We start from the raw sequence: 17,993 nt of genomic DNA on the forward strand, positions 1-17,993 counted from the left end.
ATATACATGATTTGTAGCAATGTTATATTTGAGTTATGAGAACATAGATACAAAGTGCAGTATAATTAGGGTTAGTAGTATTAAAATTTTAACTTCTAATTTGATTATACTGCCAAGAGCTATATTTATCAGAAGTTTGAGTAAAAGCGCTTGGAGATATGTTTTCAGCTTGGTTAGTATCTAGTCTTTCAACATTTACTGAACTATTAAGACTAGATTGTAGTGAATCCATGGCACTATTATATTGCTCATAAGAGCCATTATAGTCACTATCAAATCCCTGACTTTCAATACTATTGATTGAACTAGATACATTTCTTTGTTCATTTTGAAGCTCTAAAGATCTTGCATTTGCATCTTGCCTATTTGTATCATAGATGTCTCTTTGTTGGTTGAAGTATTCAGCAGCTTCTGTAGCATTGTTATAGTTGCTGCCTGCTTGGCTAGACATTGTCGCTCGTGTACTATCAATTCTACCTTGGTAGTAGTCGACACTATTTTGCCAAGATGTTGTATCAACACCATCTGCAGCATTATCAATTAGTCCTTGATAGTAGTCTAAATTAGATTGATTACTTTGTATGTTTTGATATTTTTGATAATCACTGAAAGCAGTATCTGCATTGCTTTCAGCTGAGCTCATAGCACTTATAAGGTCACTGTATTGACTATCTTGTGCTAAAGCTTCTGTTGTTCTATTTTGCCATGCTGTGACAGCATTGCTATGACCATTCATTAAGGCACTATCAAAATTTGCTCTTTGCGATTTATATGCTTCATAATCACTATCTTGGTTTTCGCTAGATGCATTGCAACCGCTTGGTAAGATACTACTACTAGGAGCCACATAAGAACCACTATTATTATAAAATTCAAAATTAAGCCCAAAGTAGCCATCATTAATACTAGACTCTTCTTCAACTATAGATACTGAACAAGTCCATTTAAAAGTATTGTTTTCAATGCTCGGTGAAAGAGCTATCTGATAGGTTTTTCCATTGATATTGCTTACACCTACGATTCTACCATTATGCCCAACTATATCACTCATAACATTGGTATTTTCATTACCAATGTCAGTATAATCTGTGACATCAAAACTTTGTAACTGCTGTTCAGTTGATACGCCATTGCTGATAAAAAAATCTTGAACATCTTTTTTATAATTATCTAGGGTCTAGATAACTTTAGCACTAAATTTTCTTACTAAAGTACACATGATTTTATATAAATCATTATCTTTGTTATTCCACCTAAATTCACACTCTTTTAAATGTAAAACAAACTTATCATCACTTAATCCGTTAAATTTTGCAAGTCTTCTTTTAGAGAAAGACCAAAATGACTCTATACCATTAACATGGTTTTTACCACGAGCAAACTCATTGTGAGAGTGATAAATACGATAGTGATCATAACCGTTTAGAATAAGCCCATCATATGCTTTCCATCCATCAGTATAGATTGTGCTGCTTTCGAGTATTTTGCCTTGTATTATAGGCATTAAGGACTCTTTAGAGCAGTTTGGTACAATAGAAACGTAGACTTTATTATGTTCATCGCGTTTTAAAACACCGAATACTGGTGTTTTACCAACTGCACCACGACCACGTTTACCTCGTACTCGTTTAGCTCCAAAATAAGACTCATCTAGTTCAAACTCTCCAGTAGATGCTAAGAATTTTTCATCAGATAATAGAATTATTTTACGAAATCTATCAAAATAGCGGTTAATTGTTACTCTGCTAACATTAGTTATTTTACTCGTATTTGTCGCTGTTAAATCCAAGCAGAAACACTTCAAAATCTCTCTAATTTTAGCATCTGAAATATGCGAACGTTTTTTATACCTTCCAAACATAGATAAAATATAGCTCCATCAATGATTTTTGACAAGCTAAAGTTATCTAGACCCTTATCTAAATTAGCAAGCGCTTCTGTAAGCTTAGCTCTAGTTACATAATTTGAATATGCTGGTATTGCTACAGCTGCTAAGATTGCGATAATTGCGATTACAACCATCAACTCAACCAATGAGAATCCTTTTTTAATATTATGGTTTATCACGGTGATTAGATTAATAAAAAATTAATTTAATTATATATTATAAAAGTATAAATTCAATTGCATAATTTATATCAATATGTCAAATTTGAAATTATGAGATCGTTTGGTATCAATTTGTACCTGAGGGATATTTAGGAATACTACAGAATCAAAAATTATCGAACTAAATCAGCAACAGCGTATTGAAGAAATAGCTAAAATAGTAGGGGGGGAGATATTTCAGAAAACACTCTATCACATGCTAGAGAGCTTTTGGGGCTTATTTAATTTTTAAAATAAATTAAAACACTATCTATTTTATTGTGGGCATAATGGTGTTGGTAGCTGGTTAGCTTGAAAGCCTGTGCTAGTACATTCCCAAGTCATAGACTGAGCAGCAGTGTTGTAATATGGTGTAAGGGTAATGCTACCGCTGACAGGAGCTGTGAAGTCAATGATTATAGAGCTACTTGAAACAGTGGTTGTATAGCTTAAAGAAGCTGACGATTTTGATGGAAGCCTTTTGCTATTAAAACTAGCATTAGTACCGCTGCCGGTAGAGTTGATATTAGTCATATCTCCGGAGTGCATTACTATTTCAGCTATATCCATTTTGGTTGAGCCTATGGCTGTTACAGCAGCTCCAACTTTTGAGCGAATTACATAGTTTGAATATATTGGAAAAGCTACCGCAGCCAAGATTGCAATAATTGCAATCACAACCATCAACTCAACCAAGGAAAATCCTTTTTGAAATTTAAGCATATTGTAAAAAAATAGTTAGTCATTACGTCAAGTATAAACTAAATATTTTTCTTTGTAGAGATAAACCAAATAAATTAATCGGATAAAGTAAAAGAATAAAGTATAAAGAAGAATATAAGAGAGAAATTATGCACCAGTACAAGGACTTGGTAGTAAAGACTGCGCAATCTGAGCTTGTGTAGCTGTACCGCCTAGTACAGGAGAATTCGCATTAACCGCAGAACCACTTGCAGATATTGCAGCAGTTGTTGAGATACAGTTCCAAGTTACAGAGCCGCCATTATCATTTGGAGCAAGAACTACACTTCCTGATACTGGACTTGTAAATGTAAGTGTAATATCACCAGCAGCGTTAACACCAGTACCATAAGCCATTCCACTCTTACTTTCACCAACATAAGTAAGGTTTGAATTTCCAGCAACATTATTTGCTAAGTTCTCAGCTACTTGAGCTTTAAGACCACCAACTGAAGCTAATGCAGTACCTATCTTAGCACGAGTAGTGTAGTTAGAGTACATTGGGATAGCAACAGCTGCCAAGATTGCGATAATTGCGATCACAACCATTAACTCAACAAGTGAGAAACCTTTTTGCATTTTCTTTTTCATAATTGTTTTTCCTTTTTTATCATGTTTTAAATTTTAACAATCCAGTAAATTAATATTAATCACTGTATCGGATATTATATTCTTAATATTATATGATGCAAGTTTTTTTATTATTATTACTCAAATTTAATGTTTTTATATTTAATTTTAATTATAGTTGTTATTGTCCAATGCGATCATATACAGTAATTCAAATAAATTATGCTGCTATTGCTAAGTAATAGTCTAGTTTTTATACAGCAATAATAACTCTAAGATGTTGATTTAATATTTGTCGTCATTTCCAAGTAGGTGGGAATCTCTCAAGTAGTCAAGATATCCTTGTGTCCACTTCAACAGGCTCAGTAACCGAGAGGATGACTACGAGTATTAGAACTAAAGCTTTGATTTATAACTCTGCCGAGTGGTTAATATTCTGCTATAATTAAAGTTCTAATAAAATACTAACTGCCGAGCAACTATGCTTAAAAATGTACTAAAAACTAATTTTAAAGACTTCAAAGAAATCTTTAAAAGATCTAAGCAACACAACTATCATTTACCTAAATATTTACAACTTAAATATACATTTGTGCCAATATTAATTTTGGTTGTATTTGCATTTTATAATCTTGATACACCCGTTGAGAACTATATCAAGCATTCCATGCCTGAAGCTGTCGGCAATGCTTTTAGGTATATTACAGATGTTGGTAAAGCAGAATATATCTTGATAATATGTGGAGTGATAGTTTTAGTCAGACTATTTATCAATATTGATAAGCTTTCTGAGAGTACCAAAGTTGCTTTTAATAAGATTTGTATATATTCAGGATTTATTCTAGCAACTGTAGCAATAAGTGGTATTGTAGGCCAGGTTCTTAAAATTATAATAGGCAGAGCTAGACCGAAATTTTTCTTAGAATATGGTTCGCATTATTTTCAGCACTTTCATGCTCCAGGTTATGATTTTGCAAGTATGCCTTCAGGGCACTCAATTACAGTCGGTGCGATGTTTATAGCATTTTTTTATATTTTTCCAAAATTTAGATACTTGTGGTATGTACTTATAGTTGTATTCGCGGGTAGTAGAATTATAGTTGGTTCTCATTATCCTAGTGATGTGATTTTTGGAGTAGCTTTGGGTTGCTACTGTACGGCATACATATATTATTGGATGTTAAATAGAGAGTTGCTTCCAAAAAAATAAAACTCTAAAAATATTTAATTATCTCTTAATTTATTTTTATGAAAAGATTTCTAAAAAAGCTCCAAAGATTCTACTAAATTTGATATCATATCTAATATCTTTTTTATTCATTAAATTAAGTAATCAAAAAATGACTTTAATCGATGGCAAAAAGCTTTCTATAGATCTAAAAGAGAGATTGACCGATCAACTTCGAGAATACAAAGAACAAACTGGCATAGTTCCTAAATTAGTGGCAATAATCGTCGGCGATGATCCTGCTAGTAAGACTTATGTAGGCTCAAAGGAAAAAGCCTGTGAAAAAGTTGGTATAAATTCAGAAGTTATAACACTTCCTGAAGCAACAACTGAGCAAGAGTTGTTAGAATTAATTGATAAGTTAAACGATGATTCTAGTGTGCACGCTATTTTAGTACAGCTACCATTACCAACTCATATTAATAAGCAAAAAGTTATCTATGCTATCAAACCAGAAAAAGACGTGGATGGCTTTCATCCAGCAAATGTTGGTAGACTACAGCTTAGAGACAAAAAGTGTCTAGAGTCTTGTACACCCAAAGGTATCCTGACTATGCTTAAAGAGTATGGTATACAGACAGAAGGCGCTCATGCAGTAGTAGTTGGGGCTAGTAATGTAGTCGGTAAACCTGTCTCTCAGTTACTATTAAATGCCAAAGCAACTGTCACAACGTGTCATAGGTTTACTAAAGATCTCAAATCCCATACAACTAAAGCAGATATTTTGGTAGTAGCGGTAGGTAAGCCAGGTTTTATCACAGCTGACATGGTCAAAGATGGTGCTGTGGTTATAGATGTTGGTATTAATCATGTCGATGGTAAAATTGTTGGTGATGTAGATTTTGAAGCAGTGAAAGATAAAGTCTCTGCGATTACTCCAGTACCTGGTGGTGTTGGACCTATGACTATTACAGAGCTTCTTTATAATACTTTTCAGTGTGCTCAGGAGTTAAATAGGTAGTGAATTTGTTATGGCAAGTTATATCCTCTTGGGTGGACATCTCTAGGCTAATGGATAAGATTGAAAAATATTCCCGCTTGCTCGGGTATACTAATTTATGTAGAAAGGAAATAACATGGCAAGCTTAAAATATGAAGATGCTGGCGTAAATATTGAAGCAGGTAATGAAGCTGTTAATAGAATGAAAGAACATGTCAAAAAAACATTTACAAAGAATGTTTTGACAGGTTTAGGAAGTTTTGGGTCTCTTTATTCACTAAAAGATATCATCAATAACTATGATGATCCTGTTTTAGTACAATCAATAGATGGTGTTGGAACTAAAACTAAAGTTGCAGTAATGTGTGGCAAGTTTGAAAATCTTGGTTATGATCTTTTCTCAGCTGCGACAAATGATATTGTTGTGATGGGTGCTAAACCAATCACTTTTCTAGATTATGTTGCTCATGATAAGCTTGATCCAGCAATTATGGAAGAGCTTGTAAAAGGTATGTCAAAAGCTTGTGCTGAATGTGGTGTATCTCTTGTTGGTGGTGAAACTGCTGAAATGCCAGGGGTGTATCAAGCAGGTGAGATTGACATGGTGGGTGTCATTACAGGTATCGTTGATAAGAATAAAGTCATCAATGGCGAGAATATCAAAGAAGGCGATGTTGTGTTTGGTCTTAGTTCATCAGGCTTGCATACGAACGGTTATTCATTCGCGCGTAAATTGTTCTTTGATGTCGCTGGTAACAAGCATACTGATACATATCCAGAGCTAGATGGCAAAACTATTGGCGATGTATTGCTAGAGCCGCATATTAACTATACTAATATTATCCATGATTTCTTAGATAATGGTGTTGATATCAAAGGTATGGCACATATTACAGGTGGCGGTTTTATAGAAAATATCCCAAGAGTATTACCTCAAGGATTAGGTGCAGATATCTCTAAAGATAGCTTTCAAACTCCTGCTATCTTTAGAGTTATGCAAAGAATTGGCGATATTAGTGAGTTTGAGATGTATCGCTCATTTAATATGGGTATAGGTATGACTATAATCGCCAGCCAAGATCAATTCGATAAGATGAAAGAGTTAGCTAAAAAGCATACAAATACAAAACTATATCAAATAGGTAAGATTACAAATACAGGCAAGGTGGAAATTATCTAATGATTGATAAACAAATCATCATCAATAATATACAAAACGTTTTAAAATCAACGGATCTTAATATCAAAGATAAATACACTGGTAAAGTTAGAGATATGTACTTTACTGATGATAAAAGTATTTTGATATCAACTGATAGACAGTCAGCTTTTGATAGATCGTTAGGGTTTATTCCATTTAAGGGTCAGATTCTTGCTCAATCATCAGTTTGGTGGTTCAAAGAAACTGCTCATATTGTCAAAAATCATTTTATAGCTTCTCCAGATGCAAATGTCGTAATAGCAAGAAAGGCAAAGGTGTTGCCAATTGAGTTCGTAGTTAGAGGCTATATAACTGGTTCAACTTCAACATCGTTGTGGACTCATTACAAAAATGGTAGTCGTGACTATTGTGGTAATATTCTCCCAGAGGGTTTGAAAAAGAATCAAAAGCTACCACAAAACATTTTAACACCTACAACAAAAGAGCAAGAGCATGATAGACCAATTTCTGCTGAAGATATCGTCAAAGAAGGTTGGTTAACTCAAGATCAATGGGATTACGCTTCACAAAAAGCATTAGAGTTATTTGAATTTGGTCAGCAGAAAGCCTTAGAACATGGTTTGATATTAGCTGATACAAAGTATGAGTTTGGAGTTGATGAAAAGACTGGTGAAATTATTTTAATAGATGAGATTCATACACCTGATAGCTCAAGATTTTGGCTAAAAGATAGCTATGCTGAGAGATTTGAAAATGGTGAAGAGCCAGAAAATATTGATAAAGAATTTTTTAGATTATGGTTTGCAAAAAACTGCGATCCATACAATGATGATGTCTTGCCAGAAGCGCCACAAGAGTTGGTTGTAGAGCTATCACAAAAATACATAACACTTTTTGAGATGATAACTGGTCAAAAGTTTGAAGTGCCAGAGGATATAGAAAATATTAATCATAGAATTGCAAAAAATGTTGCAAATTATTTAAATACGGAGAGTCAAGTGAATATTCTTCTAGTAGGTTCAGGAAGTAGAGAACATGCAATAGCTGAGGCGGTTAAAAGAAGTGCGATTAAGAACAATCTCTTTTGTATAAGCACAGCGGTAAATCCTGGTATTGATAGAATAGCTCAAGGATATAAGGTTGGTGATATTTGTAACTGTGAAGAAGTTCTTGAGTATGCAAAAGCAGAGAGTATTGATATAGCTATTATTGGTCCAGAGGCGCCGCTTGAAGTTGGTCTTGCTGATACTCTTAAAGCAAATGGTATAGGTGTGGTTGGCCCAACTAAGAAGCTTGCTCAACTTGAAACATCAAAAGGTTTCACTAGAGATCTAATCCGTGACTATGATATAGGAGCAAATCCTTTTTTTAGGAAGTTCTCAACCATGGATGGTGTGGAAGAGACTCTCAAAGAGTATAGAAATCAGTTTGTTATAAAAGCAGATGGTCTAATGGGTGGAAAAGGAGTTCTTGTATGGGGAGATCACTTACATACGATGAGCGATGCACTTAAGCATTGTCAGTCATTGATAGACGCAGGTAAGGAATTTGTGATTGAGGAGAAGCTTGTTGGTCAAGAATTCTCTTTGATATCTTTTACTGATGGTGAGCATTTTATTCATATGCCAGCTGTACAAGATCACAAACGTGCACATGAAGACGATAAAGGCCCAAATACTGGTGGTATGGGTACTTATTCAGATGCTAATCATAGCTTACCATTTTTATCAGACTCTGATATAGCTAGAGCAAAAGAGATAAATGAGAAAGTTGCAAAAGCATTGGCTGATAAGTTTGGCGAACCTTATCAGGGTATTCTGTATGGTGGTTTTATGGCTACCAAAGATGATACAAAAGTTATTGAGTATAATGCTCGGTTTGGCGATCCAGAGGCTATGAATTTGCTAACTTTACTTGAAACAGATTTTGTTGAGATAGTGCAAGCAATAACTAACGGTACTCTTGATAAGGTAAAAGCTGAATTTAAAAATCAAGCTAGTGTATGTAAATATCTAGTACCACTAGGATATCCAAATCAATCAGTCAAAAATTTTGAAATAGATATTTCAAAATGCCCTGATAATGTTGAAATTTTCTTAGGAGCTGTAGATTTTAGAGATGGTAAATTAATTGGTACAGGCTCTAGGGCAATAGCAGTATTAGGTCTAGGTGATACAATAGCTGAAGCTGAGCAAAAAGCTGAAAACGCAGTCAAAAACATTTATGGTAAGCTATTTCATCGTCCTGATATTGGTACTAAAGAGCTTATCAATAAGCGTATTAAGCATATGAACTTACTGCGTGGTGATAAGTATCAGGAGCTATAGAAATGTCTAGGCTAAAACTTGTTATATTGGGTTCTACGCGTGGGACTAATATGCAGGCTATAATAGATGCTATAGCTGATAGGCAAATAGATGCTGAGATAAGTTTGGTCATTTCTAATAAGCAAGATTCTTATATCTTACAAAGAGCAAAAGATCGAAATATAGCTAATAAATTCATAGCTTCAAAAGGTCTATCAAGAGAGGTTTATGACAAGCTTCTTGTCGAAGAAATCCAGAAATACAATCCTGATTTGATTTTATTAATTGGTTTTATGCGTATTTTAAGTCCAGTCTTTATAAAGGCTTTTGAGGGTAAAATTCTAAATATTCACCCATCACTATTACCAAAGCACGCAGGATTAATGGATTTGGCTGTCCATAAGTCAGTTATTGACGCTGGAGATAGTGTATCTGGGTGTACTATCCATCAAGTAAGTGAAGAGGTTGATGGTGGTGATATAGTTTTGCAGTTGAAATGTGATGTAACAAAAGATGATATTGCTGAAAGCTTAAAAGAAAAAGTACAAGCTCTCGAGAGTAAAGCTTGGATAGAAGTTATTAAGAGTTGGGGTGAGTAATTCAGCATTGTTATTCTGAGCTTGGCTAATGAATGAAATCGAAGCACAGAATATAAAAATAGCAGGTCATTCCGGAACAAGTTCAGGATGACATATTTTTTTGATTACTAGGGAGGCAAAGAGATGAGTATAGATGTTGGTGTAATCATGGGCTCTAAATCTGATTGGAGCACAATGAAAGAGTGTTGTGATATTTTAGAGAGTCTAGGTATTAGCTATGAATGTGAGGTTGTTTCAGCTCATAGAACTCCTGACAAAATGTTCGATTATGCTGAGACAGCTAAGTCTAGAGGCCTAAAAGTAATAATTGCAGGTGCTGGTGGTGCAGCCCATCTACCTGGTATGGTTGCTGCAAAAACAGATCTACCAGTATTAGGTGTACCTGTGAAGTCTAGCACGTTAAGTGGCAAAGATAGCTTATTATCTATCGTACAGATGCCAGCAGGTATTCCAGTTGCTACTTTTGCGATTGGTGTGGCAGGGGCTAAAAATGCTGCTCTTTTTGCAGCAAGTATATTGCAGCTTGTAGATTCAAAAGTTGGTCAAGCATTAGCTAAGTTTAGAGCAGATCAAACTCAATCAGTACTAGATAATCCTAATCCGAGGGAACAGTAATATGAAAATAGGTATTATTGGAGCAGGTCAACTTGCAAGGATGCTAAGTATAGCTGGTACGCCTTTAGGTCTAGAGTTTCACTGTCTTGGTAAAACTGGTGATTGCGCTGAAGAGGTTGTAAAAAGTGTAACAGATATTGATTTAGATCAAATTAATGATGTAGTTACATGGGCAAAACAGTTTGATGTAATAACTTTTGAGAATGAAAATATATCTCACGAGCTTATCAAAGCAATTAATCATGATGTGAATGTATATCCATCTGCGAAAGCCATCGCTATCTCTCAAGATAGATTACTTGAGAAATCTTTTATGCAAGACCATGGCATAGCTACTGCTAAATTTGTAAATATTGATAGTCTAGACAAGCTTGAAAAAGCAGTGCAAGATTATGGACTACCGGCTATAGTCAAAACACGTAGATTTGGCTATGATGGCAAAGGTCAATTTGTGATGAAATCTCAAGAAGATGTATCAAAAGCTTGGGATGCTCTTAAAAATGCTCCAGATGGTCTTATTTATGAGGCTTTTGTTGATTTTGATTATGAAGTTTCGCAGATATGCACAGCTGATATTAAAGGCAATATAGCTTTTTATCCATTAGCTAAAAACACTCATAAGCAAGGTATTATAGTTGAATCCGAAGCGCCTTTTGAAAATCCGGTTTTAGCTGAGAAAGCACAACAGATAGCTAAAACATTAGTCAAAGAGTTTGCCTACGTTGGTACTTTAGCCATAGAGTTCTTTGTCAAAGGTGATGAGTTAATAGTCAATGAGATAGCTCCTAGAGTGCATAACAGTGGACACTGGAGTATTGATGGCTCAATTACCTCACAATTTGAAAATCATGTTAGAGCTATCGCAGGTTTGATCTTGGGAGATACAACAAGTCGTAAAACAGTGATGTTGAATTGTATTGGTGGTATGCCAGCTACAAAAGATTTAGCAGCACTTGATAGAGTTAAGATTCACAGTTATAACAAAGAACCACGTAAAGGCAGAAAAGTGGGCCATCTAAACCTTAATCTAAATGATGAAACCGATGCTTATCAGCTATTGCAAGCTAAAAAGCTTATAGAACTTTCTCAAGAGCTTTAATTTAAGATAAAAGCATTTTTTATCCAGTTAATATCTTCTTTGTTAATTGCTATTAAATCGAATCTACATTCGTAGTTTTCAAACTTAGGATTCTCTTGTAAGAAAATATTTGCTGCATTAATAAGTTTTTGCTGTTTACTGTAAGTTAGCATTTCTTCTGCTTTAGCAAATTTTGTTTTGCTACGATATTTTACTTCGATAAATACAAGAGTGTTTTGGTCTAAAGCAATAATATCAATTTCACCATAAGGTAAGGCTTTAAAATTTTGAGCTAGAATTTGTAAGTTTATAGTTCGTAAAAATTTAGAGGCTTGTTCTTCAGCTTTATTACCTATTTCAATTGTTTTCATATTTTTAGAAGTTTTTATAACTGTGATATATATTGTACGAATAAATGTTATTGGTAGATTAAAGATCTATAGCCACATTCAGTTTTGTTACTTTAATTAATCCCACTGTGTCGAAGTAGAGCTTCTTCATTTGGTTTACGCCCCATAAATGCTACAAAGTTATCCATAGCATTACGTGAAGAGCCCTTTGAAATTATGTTTTCTAACAAGTCATTACCAACTTTATTACTAAGGATTCCTTCATTTTCAAAACGTGAAAACACATCTGAAGAAAGTATTTCAGCCCATTTGTAACTGTAGTATCCAGCAGCATAACCTCCAGCAAAAATATGCGAAAATCCATTTTGGAATCTATTGTAGCTAGGAGTTTTAAGTAAGTTGACTCTTTCTCTAATGCTATCTAATTCATTTTGAACTTCAGTCGCGGTAGTTAATTTTTTGTAGTGGATATTCATATCAAATATAGCAAATTCAAGTTGTCTAACCATCATCAATGCAGATTGAAAATGTCTGGTGCCTACTAGTTTATCAATTTGTTTATTACTAAGGGCTTTACCATCGCGTGATCCAGATATAAGTGCTAGTCCTTCTTCGCACCAGCAGAAATTCTCCATGAATTGGCTAGGTAATTCCACAGCATCCCATTCAACTCCATTAGTTCCAGAAATTGAAGCAATAGTTACACGTGATAAGATATGATGAAGAGCATGACCAAACTCGTGAAATAATGTTACGACATCACTATGAGTTAGGTTTGCACCATCTTTTGATGGTGGCATAAAGTTACAGTTTACATAAGCCACAGGTTTTTGAGCTAAGCCATCTAACTTGATAAATGCTGTGCGTGAGCCATCCATCCATGCGCCACCACGCTTATTATCACGAGCAAAAAAATCACAAATTATACTACCAATATATTCGCCATCTTTGAAAAAATCAAAAGTTTGTTGCTCTGCAACATATTTTGTATAGTTTCTATTTTCTGTGATTTCTAAATTATAGATTTTATTAAGTATCTTGAATAGTCCTTCCAAAACTCTCTCTAATGGGAAATATTCTCTAAGCTCTTCCTCTGTAAAGTCAAATTTAGCTTTTTTGAGTTTTTCAGAGTAATATGCTGTATCCCATGGTTGAAGAGCATCTACTAGTCCTGCATCTTCAGCAAATCTACGTAATTCATTAAGTTCTTTTTTTGCTTGAGGTAATGATTTTTGAAGAAGATTATTAAGTAGCTCAAGTACTTGGGTTGGAGATTCTGCCATTTTGGTAAATAGAGAATTCTCTGCATAATTATCAAAACCCAGTATTTGCGATTTTTCAGCACGTAGTTTTAGGATTTTTTCAATATTGTCATCATTATCGAAGTTTTTGTTGTCTGCCTCTTTTGATGCCCTAGTACAGTATGCTTTATATAGTTTCTCACGTAATTTGCGATTGTCAGCTTGTTGCAATACTGCTAGGTATGTTGGAATATCTATTCCTAATGCATATTTTTCAGAAATATTTTTTTGTTTAGCTTTATTTATTGCTGATTCAATAGTATTTTGAGACAGACCTTTTAGCTCTTTCTCATCATTTGTGGTGTATAGCCAATCCATAGTAGCATCTAACACATTATTTTCAAATTTTGTAGTTAGCTGAGCTAACTCTTGCGAGATCTCTTGCAATCTTTTTCTTTTTGATTCGTCAAGATTTACGCCTGATTGCTCAAATCTGACAATAGCTTTTTTTATGGCTTGGGCTTGTTCAGCATTAAGCTCGTGATTTTGAATTTGTTTATATAGATTGTATAAATCTTTATTTTGTCCAAGCTTGGTATAGTAATCTGTAAGTTTTGTTACAGCGTATTCGTAGCTCTCGCGTAACTCTTTAGAATTACAAACAGCATTCATATGAGCAATTGTAGAAAATGCTTGGCTTATTTTCTCATCATCTACTTCTAATTGTAGGAGAGTTTGCCAGCTAGGATTTTGTTCTTGAAGTGCTTTTTGTAGATTGGTTTCGGCATGCTCAAAAAGATAGTCTATTGCTGGCTTGACTTCATCAGTTTTAAACTCAGCAAGTTTAGGTAAATTAGATTCTTCTAGTATTGAATTCATGGTAGCCTCAAAATAATGTTTAGATATAATATTGATAAGTTATAATTTATATATGTTAACTATATTATTATAATCAAGGTTTTTTTGCTATGATGACTTTACAAGAAGAAAAAATTCAAGCCCCAGTTTTTTTCAAAGAATACATAGATGGGCGAATTATTCTTAATATTGGCGAATATAATCAGCCCTTAATTTTATCTTCTACTGAAGTGCTAGAATACCAAGACAAAATTAGTGATATAAATAGTATTAATAAGAGTCATCTTGATCTTGTGCTATCAACTAGTCCAGAAATTATCATTATTGGTACAGGGAAAAAACAATTATTACCACCAATAGAAATAATTAATGAGCTAGCAAAAGCTGGTAGAAGTGTTGATTTTATGGCAAGTGATACTGCTTGTAAGACATATAATTTACTTGTTAATGAAAATCGTAGTGTCAGTTGTATAATCATTTGATAAACAGCTATTTATTTAACAGTAATTAGTGTTATAATCGATTTTGAGTGTATAAACTTAAAGGAGTAATATGTATGAAAAAAATAATTAAACTTAGTCTTTTATCTTTGTCAATCGCAGGTCTTGCTAGTTGTTCTACAGTATCAGGTGATAAGCCTGCTGCTCAGGATCAAGCAGCGCAAGCTTCAGATGCGACAGCTGTTCAAGCTTCTACTGCAAGCACAGCACCTACAGCTAAGATAAAGCTAAAGAAAACTAACCAAGATGATATCAAAGCTACTATCTATACTACTTACAATAATAACCCTCAAGGAAGTGTAAGATTACAATGGCAAGCTCCGGAAGGATCTAAGTGTCATGACACTAGTTTCCCTATAACTAAGTATGCTGAAAAGAACGATAAAACTTGGGCTACTGTAGAAATCAAACAGGGTAATAAGTATTGTAGCGGTAAATGGACAGCAAACGTTCTTTTTGATAAGCAAGTAATTGCTTCTGATTCAATCACTGTATAGTCATCCTGAAAATTGACTGAATTCTTTTAAATATCTACTCTTTAATTTAGAAAATCAGATTATTATTAAATAGCACTTTTTGCTATACTTTATTACTCAGTAATAATAACGGTAATAAGTTTTATGAAAAAAGTTTTAATAACATCTGTGGTATTATCGGCAGTATTAAGTCTTAGTTCTTGTGGATCTAGTACTGCAGAACAAATCCAACAGCTTCAGCAGACACAAAAACAATTGAGTGAACAAGCATCTCAGAATCTTGCTAATATTGATAGTTTACAAACTAAAATAGCCAAGTATAGGTTACAAGCAGATGATTTACAAAAAGAATCAGATAAATTAGGCAGTGATATTGATGATCTCAAGAAAGCGTATAGTAACTTTAGTGATCCAAATAATGATAGTGCAATAGCTGTTAATAAAGAACTAGTGCAAAAGACTCTTCAAAAAGCTAAAATTGATGAGAAAATAAATGAGTATCGAACTCTTGCAAATGGGTATCAATCGCAGATAAATAATCTAAAAGCTACTTCACAAACTCAAGCTAATCAAGCATCTAAAATAGCTCAACAAATTGTAGAGCTTCAGTCTAAATCAAAATAATATATATATTTGTTATCTTGAGTTGTTAATCTTCTTTACTTAAGGTGTCTAGCTGATAAAATATATGTTTATAAGACTATACAGATAAACTTAATATATGAAAAATAATCTAACAGCTTTGTTGATTTGTGCAATTTCCTTAATAGCTTTAATGCTAACAGCTTGTGCTTCTGATACAGAAAAATTAGCTGAGCTACAAAAAAATCAGCAACAAATGCAGCAGCAGACTGTAGTTCTCCAAGAGGAAATAGCTAAGGTTCAGCAAAAAGCCAATAAATATGAGAAATTAGCTAACAAATATAAGATCTTATTAGATAAGCAACAGCAAGAGATTGATACGCTAGAAGCTGAACATGCTAAGCTTAGTAAAGAGAGTACTGCTGAAGCATTAGCTAAAAAGCAAGAGTTAAAAGAACAGTTGATGAAATCTGCTCAAGATTCTGTACATATTCAAAAAGTATTTAAACGCTACACGAAAAAAGCATCTGCTTATAGAGAAAAGTCTCAGACATTGGAAGAGCAAACAAAACAAACTCAAGATAATCTTGAGCAAACAACTCAAGAAATTCAACAACTTAAAGATAAGATAGTAGTTGAGCAAACTGTAAATTAAAAAAAGTAATGGATAATAATACAATGAAAAAATTTTTGCTATTAGCTTTAGTAACAGCTGGTTTAGCTGGATGTAGTACATATAACTCATTTGTTGATAAGCTGTACAGTTCAGATGATTCAATACAAGTTAATCCTGATGATAATTTAGATAATCCGGATCAAGAAGATCGTCAGGATAGCTCAGAAGATAAGCCAACAGCTATATTGAATTTAAACTATCAATCAGAATCTCATGAGATTGAAGCAAAGATAATAACTAATTGGAATGGTGCTCCTCAAGGGACTATTTATTTAACATGGAGAGCTCCTAAAGATACTAATTGCTATAGTACATCTTTCCCTATTACTAAGTTTAAAGATGTACAAGACTATACTGTAGATAATCAGAGCGTGCTTAGCGATGATAAGGTTTGTGATGGCACTTGGACTGCTACTATCGTCAATAAGTCTGATAATTCAGAGCTAGCTAAGTCATCAGTTGAGATTAAATAAACTCTTTCAAAAAACTTTCTAGATAATACACTATCAACATAAATTTCTAACTTGAGAATTAACTGTGAAAAACTTTGTAAAAAAAATTAATTTTGATGACTATATATTTTACTTTCTTGCTATTTCACTATTTTGGGTATTTTTAATGCCTTTTATGAAATATACCCCACTAAATTTAGTGCCGGTATCATCAGGGGGTAAGATTACTCATTATTTTAATGATACTTTTAGTGCGAATATTTATCTGTTTTTAGATAGATATTATATTTTTTTCTATACGCTTTGTATTGCTAGTGTAGCTATTTTAGTGAATAAACAAAGTCTTTCTAAGCTTTTACAAGTATTTTGGGGCTTTAGTAATCTCGTAAGATATTCAATCTTTATGTTTTTTATGTTTGGTATTGTATCTTCAGTTTTTGCAATTTCACCATCAATTGCATTTAAGGGAGTTAGTGTAACATTTTTGCAATTTTTTTGTGTGCTATTTATAGCTGGGTATGTAAGAGATAATTTTAAGTCTGTACAGTATTTTTATGTGATTATATTGCTATCTTTGATTTTTTTTGGAGGAGCGTTGTTTCTACAGTTATCATTGGCTAATTATTCGGTGTATGGAGCTGTAGTTGCTGGTAACATCCAAAAAGTTTTATTGTTCATATATAACTGCCTAAATCCAAGATTTTTGGATAATTACTTTAGCTGGTTTCTGCCTTTGTTATTATTACCATGGTTTATTAATTTAAGACCTATTTATAAGATAGGTTCTTTTATAGCATTAACTATAGTTTGGTTTGTATTGATAAATCATGCTTTTAGAACAATATTTGCTGAGTATATTGTAATAATGCCTTTGCTTTTTATTTTTGCTCGTAAGTATTTTAAGATAGTTGTTTTGATGCTTGGCTTAACTCTGGTTTGTGGAGGTTTACTAGACTTGTTCTATACTCATTTTATATCAGCGATTGATAATACTAATATTAAGTCATCAGCTGATCTTATTAGAGGCGGTTTTAGTGGTAGGATTCCCCTATGGAATGAGGCATTCTGGGTAGGTATAGAACATCCCTTTACAGGTGTTGGGCAGTGGAACTATCTTGCAATCACTAAACGCCCAGATGGTTATCCTCATAATTTGCTATTGGAAATATGGTCACAATGGGGTATTCCAGCTTTTATTGCTGCGATTATAGTTATTATTACAGCGGTTAAAAATTTACTTAAAAAACGTGTAGATATTTGTGCTAATCCTTATCATTGTATATTTATGATGATGCTAACAGCTGGAATGATAGATGGCATGTTAAATGCTATGTTTAAAACATCGCTAGGATTATTTGGTTGTGTATTTGTCTTTGGCTTTTGCCTATCTATTTTTGTAAAACAATCTAAGCAGAGTACTGATGTTTCAGTTGTAAGCTATATAGTAGTTGGAATAGCTATATTTGCTAGTATATTTTGTATAACAATACTACCTTTGATATTTCAACCTATGTGGATCTAAGTCTTCAAT

At 33.5% G+C, this 17,993-nt stretch carries 17 protein-coding genes and 3 pseudogenes; 13 read left to right on the forward strand and 7 right to left on the reverse strand.

Going from position 1 to position 17,993, the window contains the following annotated elements:
• Positions 1-88: 88 nt before the first annotated feature.
• The 5 genes and pseudogenes from IMS64_RS09795 to IMS64_RS01785 form a co-directional block, all read right to left on the reverse strand.
• Positions 89-1,177: pseudogene (locus IMS64_RS09795) on the reverse strand (pilin); the annotation flags it as partial.
• Positions 1,178-1,861, reverse strand: a complete 684-nt coding sequence (locus IMS64_RS01770; protein WP_200404587.1) for an IS1595 family transposase — start codon at positions 1,859-1,861, stop codon at positions 1,178-1,180.
• A gap of 56 nt (positions 1,862-1,917) precedes the next feature.
• Positions 1,918-2,067: pseudogene (locus tag IMS64_RS09895) on the reverse strand (prepilin-type N-terminal cleavage/methylation domain-containing protein); the annotation flags it as partial.
• A 297-nt stretch (positions 2,068-2,364) separates the two neighbouring features.
• Positions 2,365-2,811: a pilin gene (locus tag IMS64_RS01780; RefSeq protein WP_211490720.1), complete on the reverse strand. Its 447-nt coding sequence runs from the start codon at positions 2,809-2,811 to the stop codon at positions 2,365-2,367.
• 195 nt (positions 2,812-3,006) lie between these two features.
• Positions 3,007-3,420: pseudogene (locus tag IMS64_RS01785) on the reverse strand (pilin); the annotation flags it as partial.
• 460 nt (positions 3,421-3,880) lie between these two features.
• On the opposite strand from IMS64_RS01785, the gene lpxE reads away from it, so the two are divergent.
• From lpxE to IMS64_RS01820, 7 genes are all read left to right on the forward strand, one after another.
• On the forward strand, positions 3,881-4,609 hold the full coding sequence (gene lpxE / locus IMS64_RS01790) for a lipid A 1-phosphatase LpxE (protein ID WP_211490722.1): 729 nt from the start codon (positions 3,881-3,883) through the stop codon (positions 4,607-4,609).
• A gap of 130 nt (positions 4,610-4,739) precedes the next feature.
• On the forward strand, positions 4,740-5,588 hold the full coding sequence (gene folD / locus IMS64_RS01795) for a bifunctional methylenetetrahydrofolate dehydrogenase/methenyltetrahydrofolate cyclohydrolase FolD (RefSeq protein WP_211490723.1): 849 nt from the start codon (positions 4,740-4,742) through the stop codon (positions 5,586-5,588).
• 115 nt (positions 5,589-5,703) lie between these two features.
• Positions 5,704-6,747: a phosphoribosylformylglycinamidine cyclo-ligase gene (purM, locus tag IMS64_RS01800; protein ID WP_211490724.1), complete on the forward strand. Its 1,044-nt coding sequence runs from the start codon at positions 5,704-5,706 to the stop codon at positions 6,745-6,747.
• Positions 6,747-9,056 (forward strand): phosphoribosylaminoimidazolesuccinocarboxamide synthase, encoded by a 2,310-nt coding sequence (locus IMS64_RS01805; RefSeq protein ID WP_211490725.1) that lies wholly within the window; start codon positions 6,747-6,749, stop codon positions 9,054-9,056. The genes purM and IMS64_RS01805 overlap by 1 nt, the downstream gene beginning before the upstream one ends.
• A gap of 2 nt (positions 9,057-9,058) precedes the next feature.
• Entirely contained in the window at positions 9,059-9,634 is a 576-nt protein-coding gene (gene purN, locus IMS64_RS01810) for a phosphoribosylglycinamide formyltransferase (protein ID WP_211490726.1), read from the forward strand.
• A gap of 123 nt (positions 9,635-9,757) precedes the next feature.
• The gene (gene purE / locus IMS64_RS01815; protein WP_088820891.1) at positions 9,758-10,249 is read left to right on the forward strand and encodes a 5-(carboxyamino)imidazole ribonucleotide mutase; all 492 of its coding nucleotides are present in this window, start codon (positions 9,758-9,760) and stop codon (positions 10,247-10,249) included.
• Position 10,250: 1 nt separating this feature from the next.
• Positions 10,251-11,348: a 5-(carboxyamino)imidazole ribonucleotide synthase gene (locus IMS64_RS01820; protein ID WP_211490727.1), complete on the forward strand. Its 1,098-nt coding sequence runs from the start codon at positions 10,251-10,253 to the stop codon at positions 11,346-11,348.
• Here the strand turns inward: IMS64_RS01820 and IMS64_RS01825 are convergent.
• The gene (locus IMS64_RS01825) at positions 11,345-11,698 is read right to left on the reverse strand and encodes a YraN family protein (RefSeq protein ID WP_211490728.1); all 354 of its coding nucleotides are present in this window, start codon (positions 11,696-11,698) and stop codon (positions 11,345-11,347) included. The genes IMS64_RS01820 and IMS64_RS01825 overlap by 4 nt on opposite strands.
• A 92-nt stretch (positions 11,699-11,790) precedes the next feature.
• Positions 11,791-13,797: a M3 family metallopeptidase gene (locus tag IMS64_RS01830; RefSeq protein WP_211490729.1), complete on the reverse strand. Its 2,007-nt coding sequence runs from the start codon at positions 13,795-13,797 to the stop codon at positions 11,791-11,793.
• Positions 13,798-13,886: 89 nt separating this feature from the next.
• On the opposite strand from IMS64_RS01830, the gene IMS64_RS01835 reads away from it, so the two are divergent.
• The 6 genes from IMS64_RS01835 (at position 13,887) to IMS64_RS01860 (ending at position 17,984) form a co-directional block, all read left to right on the forward strand.
• Positions 13,887-14,258 (forward strand): Mth938-like domain-containing protein, encoded by a 372-nt coding sequence (locus IMS64_RS01835; RefSeq protein WP_012279902.1) that lies wholly within the window; start codon positions 13,887-13,889, stop codon positions 14,256-14,258.
• A gap of 74 nt (positions 14,259-14,332) precedes the next feature.
• Complete coding sequence (lpnA, locus tag IMS64_RS01840; RefSeq protein WP_012279901.1) at positions 14,333-14,773, forward strand: outer member lipoprotein TUL4/LpnA; 441 nt, start codon at positions 14,333-14,335, stop codon at positions 14,771-14,773.
• Between the two features lie 123 nt (positions 14,774-14,896).
• Positions 14,897-15,376, forward strand: a complete 480-nt coding sequence (locus IMS64_RS01845) for a hypothetical protein (RefSeq protein ID WP_004286419.1) — start codon at positions 14,897-14,899, stop codon at positions 15,374-15,376.
• 97 nt (positions 15,377-15,473) lie between these two features.
• On the forward strand, positions 15,474-15,989 hold the full coding sequence (locus tag IMS64_RS01850; protein ID WP_088820896.1) for a hypothetical protein: 516 nt from the start codon (positions 15,474-15,476) through the stop codon (positions 15,987-15,989).
• A 23-nt stretch (positions 15,990-16,012) separates the two neighbouring features.
• On the forward strand, positions 16,013-16,483 hold the full coding sequence (lpnB, locus tag IMS64_RS01855) for a TUL4 family outer member lipoprotein LpnB (protein ID WP_211490730.1): 471 nt from the start codon (positions 16,013-16,015) through the stop codon (positions 16,481-16,483).
• A gap of 145 nt (positions 16,484-16,628) precedes the next feature.
• Positions 16,629-17,984 carry an O-antigen ligase family protein gene (locus tag IMS64_RS01860; RefSeq protein WP_244972927.1) on the forward strand — a complete coding sequence of 452 codons (1,356 nt, stop codon included), beginning with the start codon at positions 16,629-16,631 and terminating at the stop codon, positions 17,982-17,984.
• The last annotated feature ends 9 nt before the right edge of the window (positions 17,985-17,993 follow it).

Source organism: Francisella philomiragia, assembly GCF_018135955.1.
Classification (GTDB): Bacteria; Pseudomonadota; Gammaproteobacteria; order Francisellales; family Francisellaceae; genus Francisella; species Francisella philomiragia.

What these genes read in the sequence shown, in the direction of transcription:
- lpxE (WP_211490722.1), top strand. Translation starts at nt 3,881, where the DNA reads ATGCTTAAAAATGTACTAAAAACTAATTTTAAAGACTTCAAAGAAATC.
- IMS64_RS01830 (WP_211490729.1), bottom strand. Translation starts at nt 13,797, where the DNA reads ATGAATTCAATACTAGAAGAATCTAATTTACCTAAACTTGCTGAGTTT.
- purM (WP_211490724.1), top strand. Translation starts at nt 5,704, where the DNA reads ATGGCAAGCTTAAAATATGAAGATGCTGGCGTAAATATTGAAGCAGGT.
- IMS64_RS01825 (WP_211490728.1), bottom strand. Translation starts at nt 11,698, where the DNA reads ATGAAAACAATTGAAATAGGTAATAAAGCTGAAGAACAAGCCTCTAAA.
- IMS64_RS01860 (WP_244972927.1), top strand. Translation starts at nt 16,629, where the DNA reads ATGCCTTTTATGAAATATACCCCACTAAATTTAGTGCCGGTATCATCA.
- IMS64_RS01820 (WP_211490727.1), top strand. Translation starts at nt 10,251, where the DNA reads ATGAAAATAGGTATTATTGGAGCAGGTCAACTTGCAAGGATGCTAAGT.
- IMS64_RS01835 (WP_012279902.1), top strand. Translation starts at nt 13,887, where the DNA reads ATGATGACTTTACAAGAAGAAAAAATTCAAGCCCCAGTTTTTTTCAAA.
- IMS64_RS01850 (WP_088820896.1), top strand. Translation starts at nt 15,474, where the DNA reads ATGAAAAATAATCTAACAGCTTTGTTGATTTGTGCAATTTCCTTAATA.
- IMS64_RS01845 (WP_004286419.1), top strand. Translation starts at nt 14,897, where the DNA reads ATGAAAAAAGTTTTAATAACATCTGTGGTATTATCGGCAGTATTAAGT.
- folD (WP_211490723.1), top strand. Translation starts at nt 4,740, where the DNA reads ATGACTTTAATCGATGGCAAAAAGCTTTCTATAGATCTAAAAGAGAGA.
- IMS64_RS01780 (WP_211490720.1), bottom strand. Translation starts at nt 2,811, where the DNA reads ATGCTTAAATTTCAAAAAGGATTTTCCTTGGTTGAGTTGATGGTTGTG.
- IMS64_RS01805 (WP_211490725.1), top strand. Translation starts at nt 6,747, where the DNA reads ATGATTGATAAACAAATCATCATCAATAATATACAAAACGTTTTAAAA.
- lpnA (WP_012279901.1), top strand. Translation starts at nt 14,333, where the DNA reads ATGAAAAAAATAATTAAACTTAGTCTTTTATCTTTGTCAATCGCAGGT.
- IMS64_RS01770 (WP_200404587.1), bottom strand. Translation starts at nt 1,861, where the DNA reads ATGTTTGGAAGGTATAAAAAACGTTCGCATATTTCAGATGCTAAAATT.
- purE (WP_088820891.1), top strand. Translation starts at nt 9,758, where the DNA reads ATGAGTATAGATGTTGGTGTAATCATGGGCTCTAAATCTGATTGGAGC.
- lpnB (WP_211490730.1), top strand. Translation starts at nt 16,013, where the DNA reads ATGAAAAAATTTTTGCTATTAGCTTTAGTAACAGCTGGTTTAGCTGGA.
- purN (WP_211490726.1), top strand. Translation starts at nt 9,059, where the DNA reads ATGTCTAGGCTAAAACTTGTTATATTGGGTTCTACGCGTGGGACTAAT.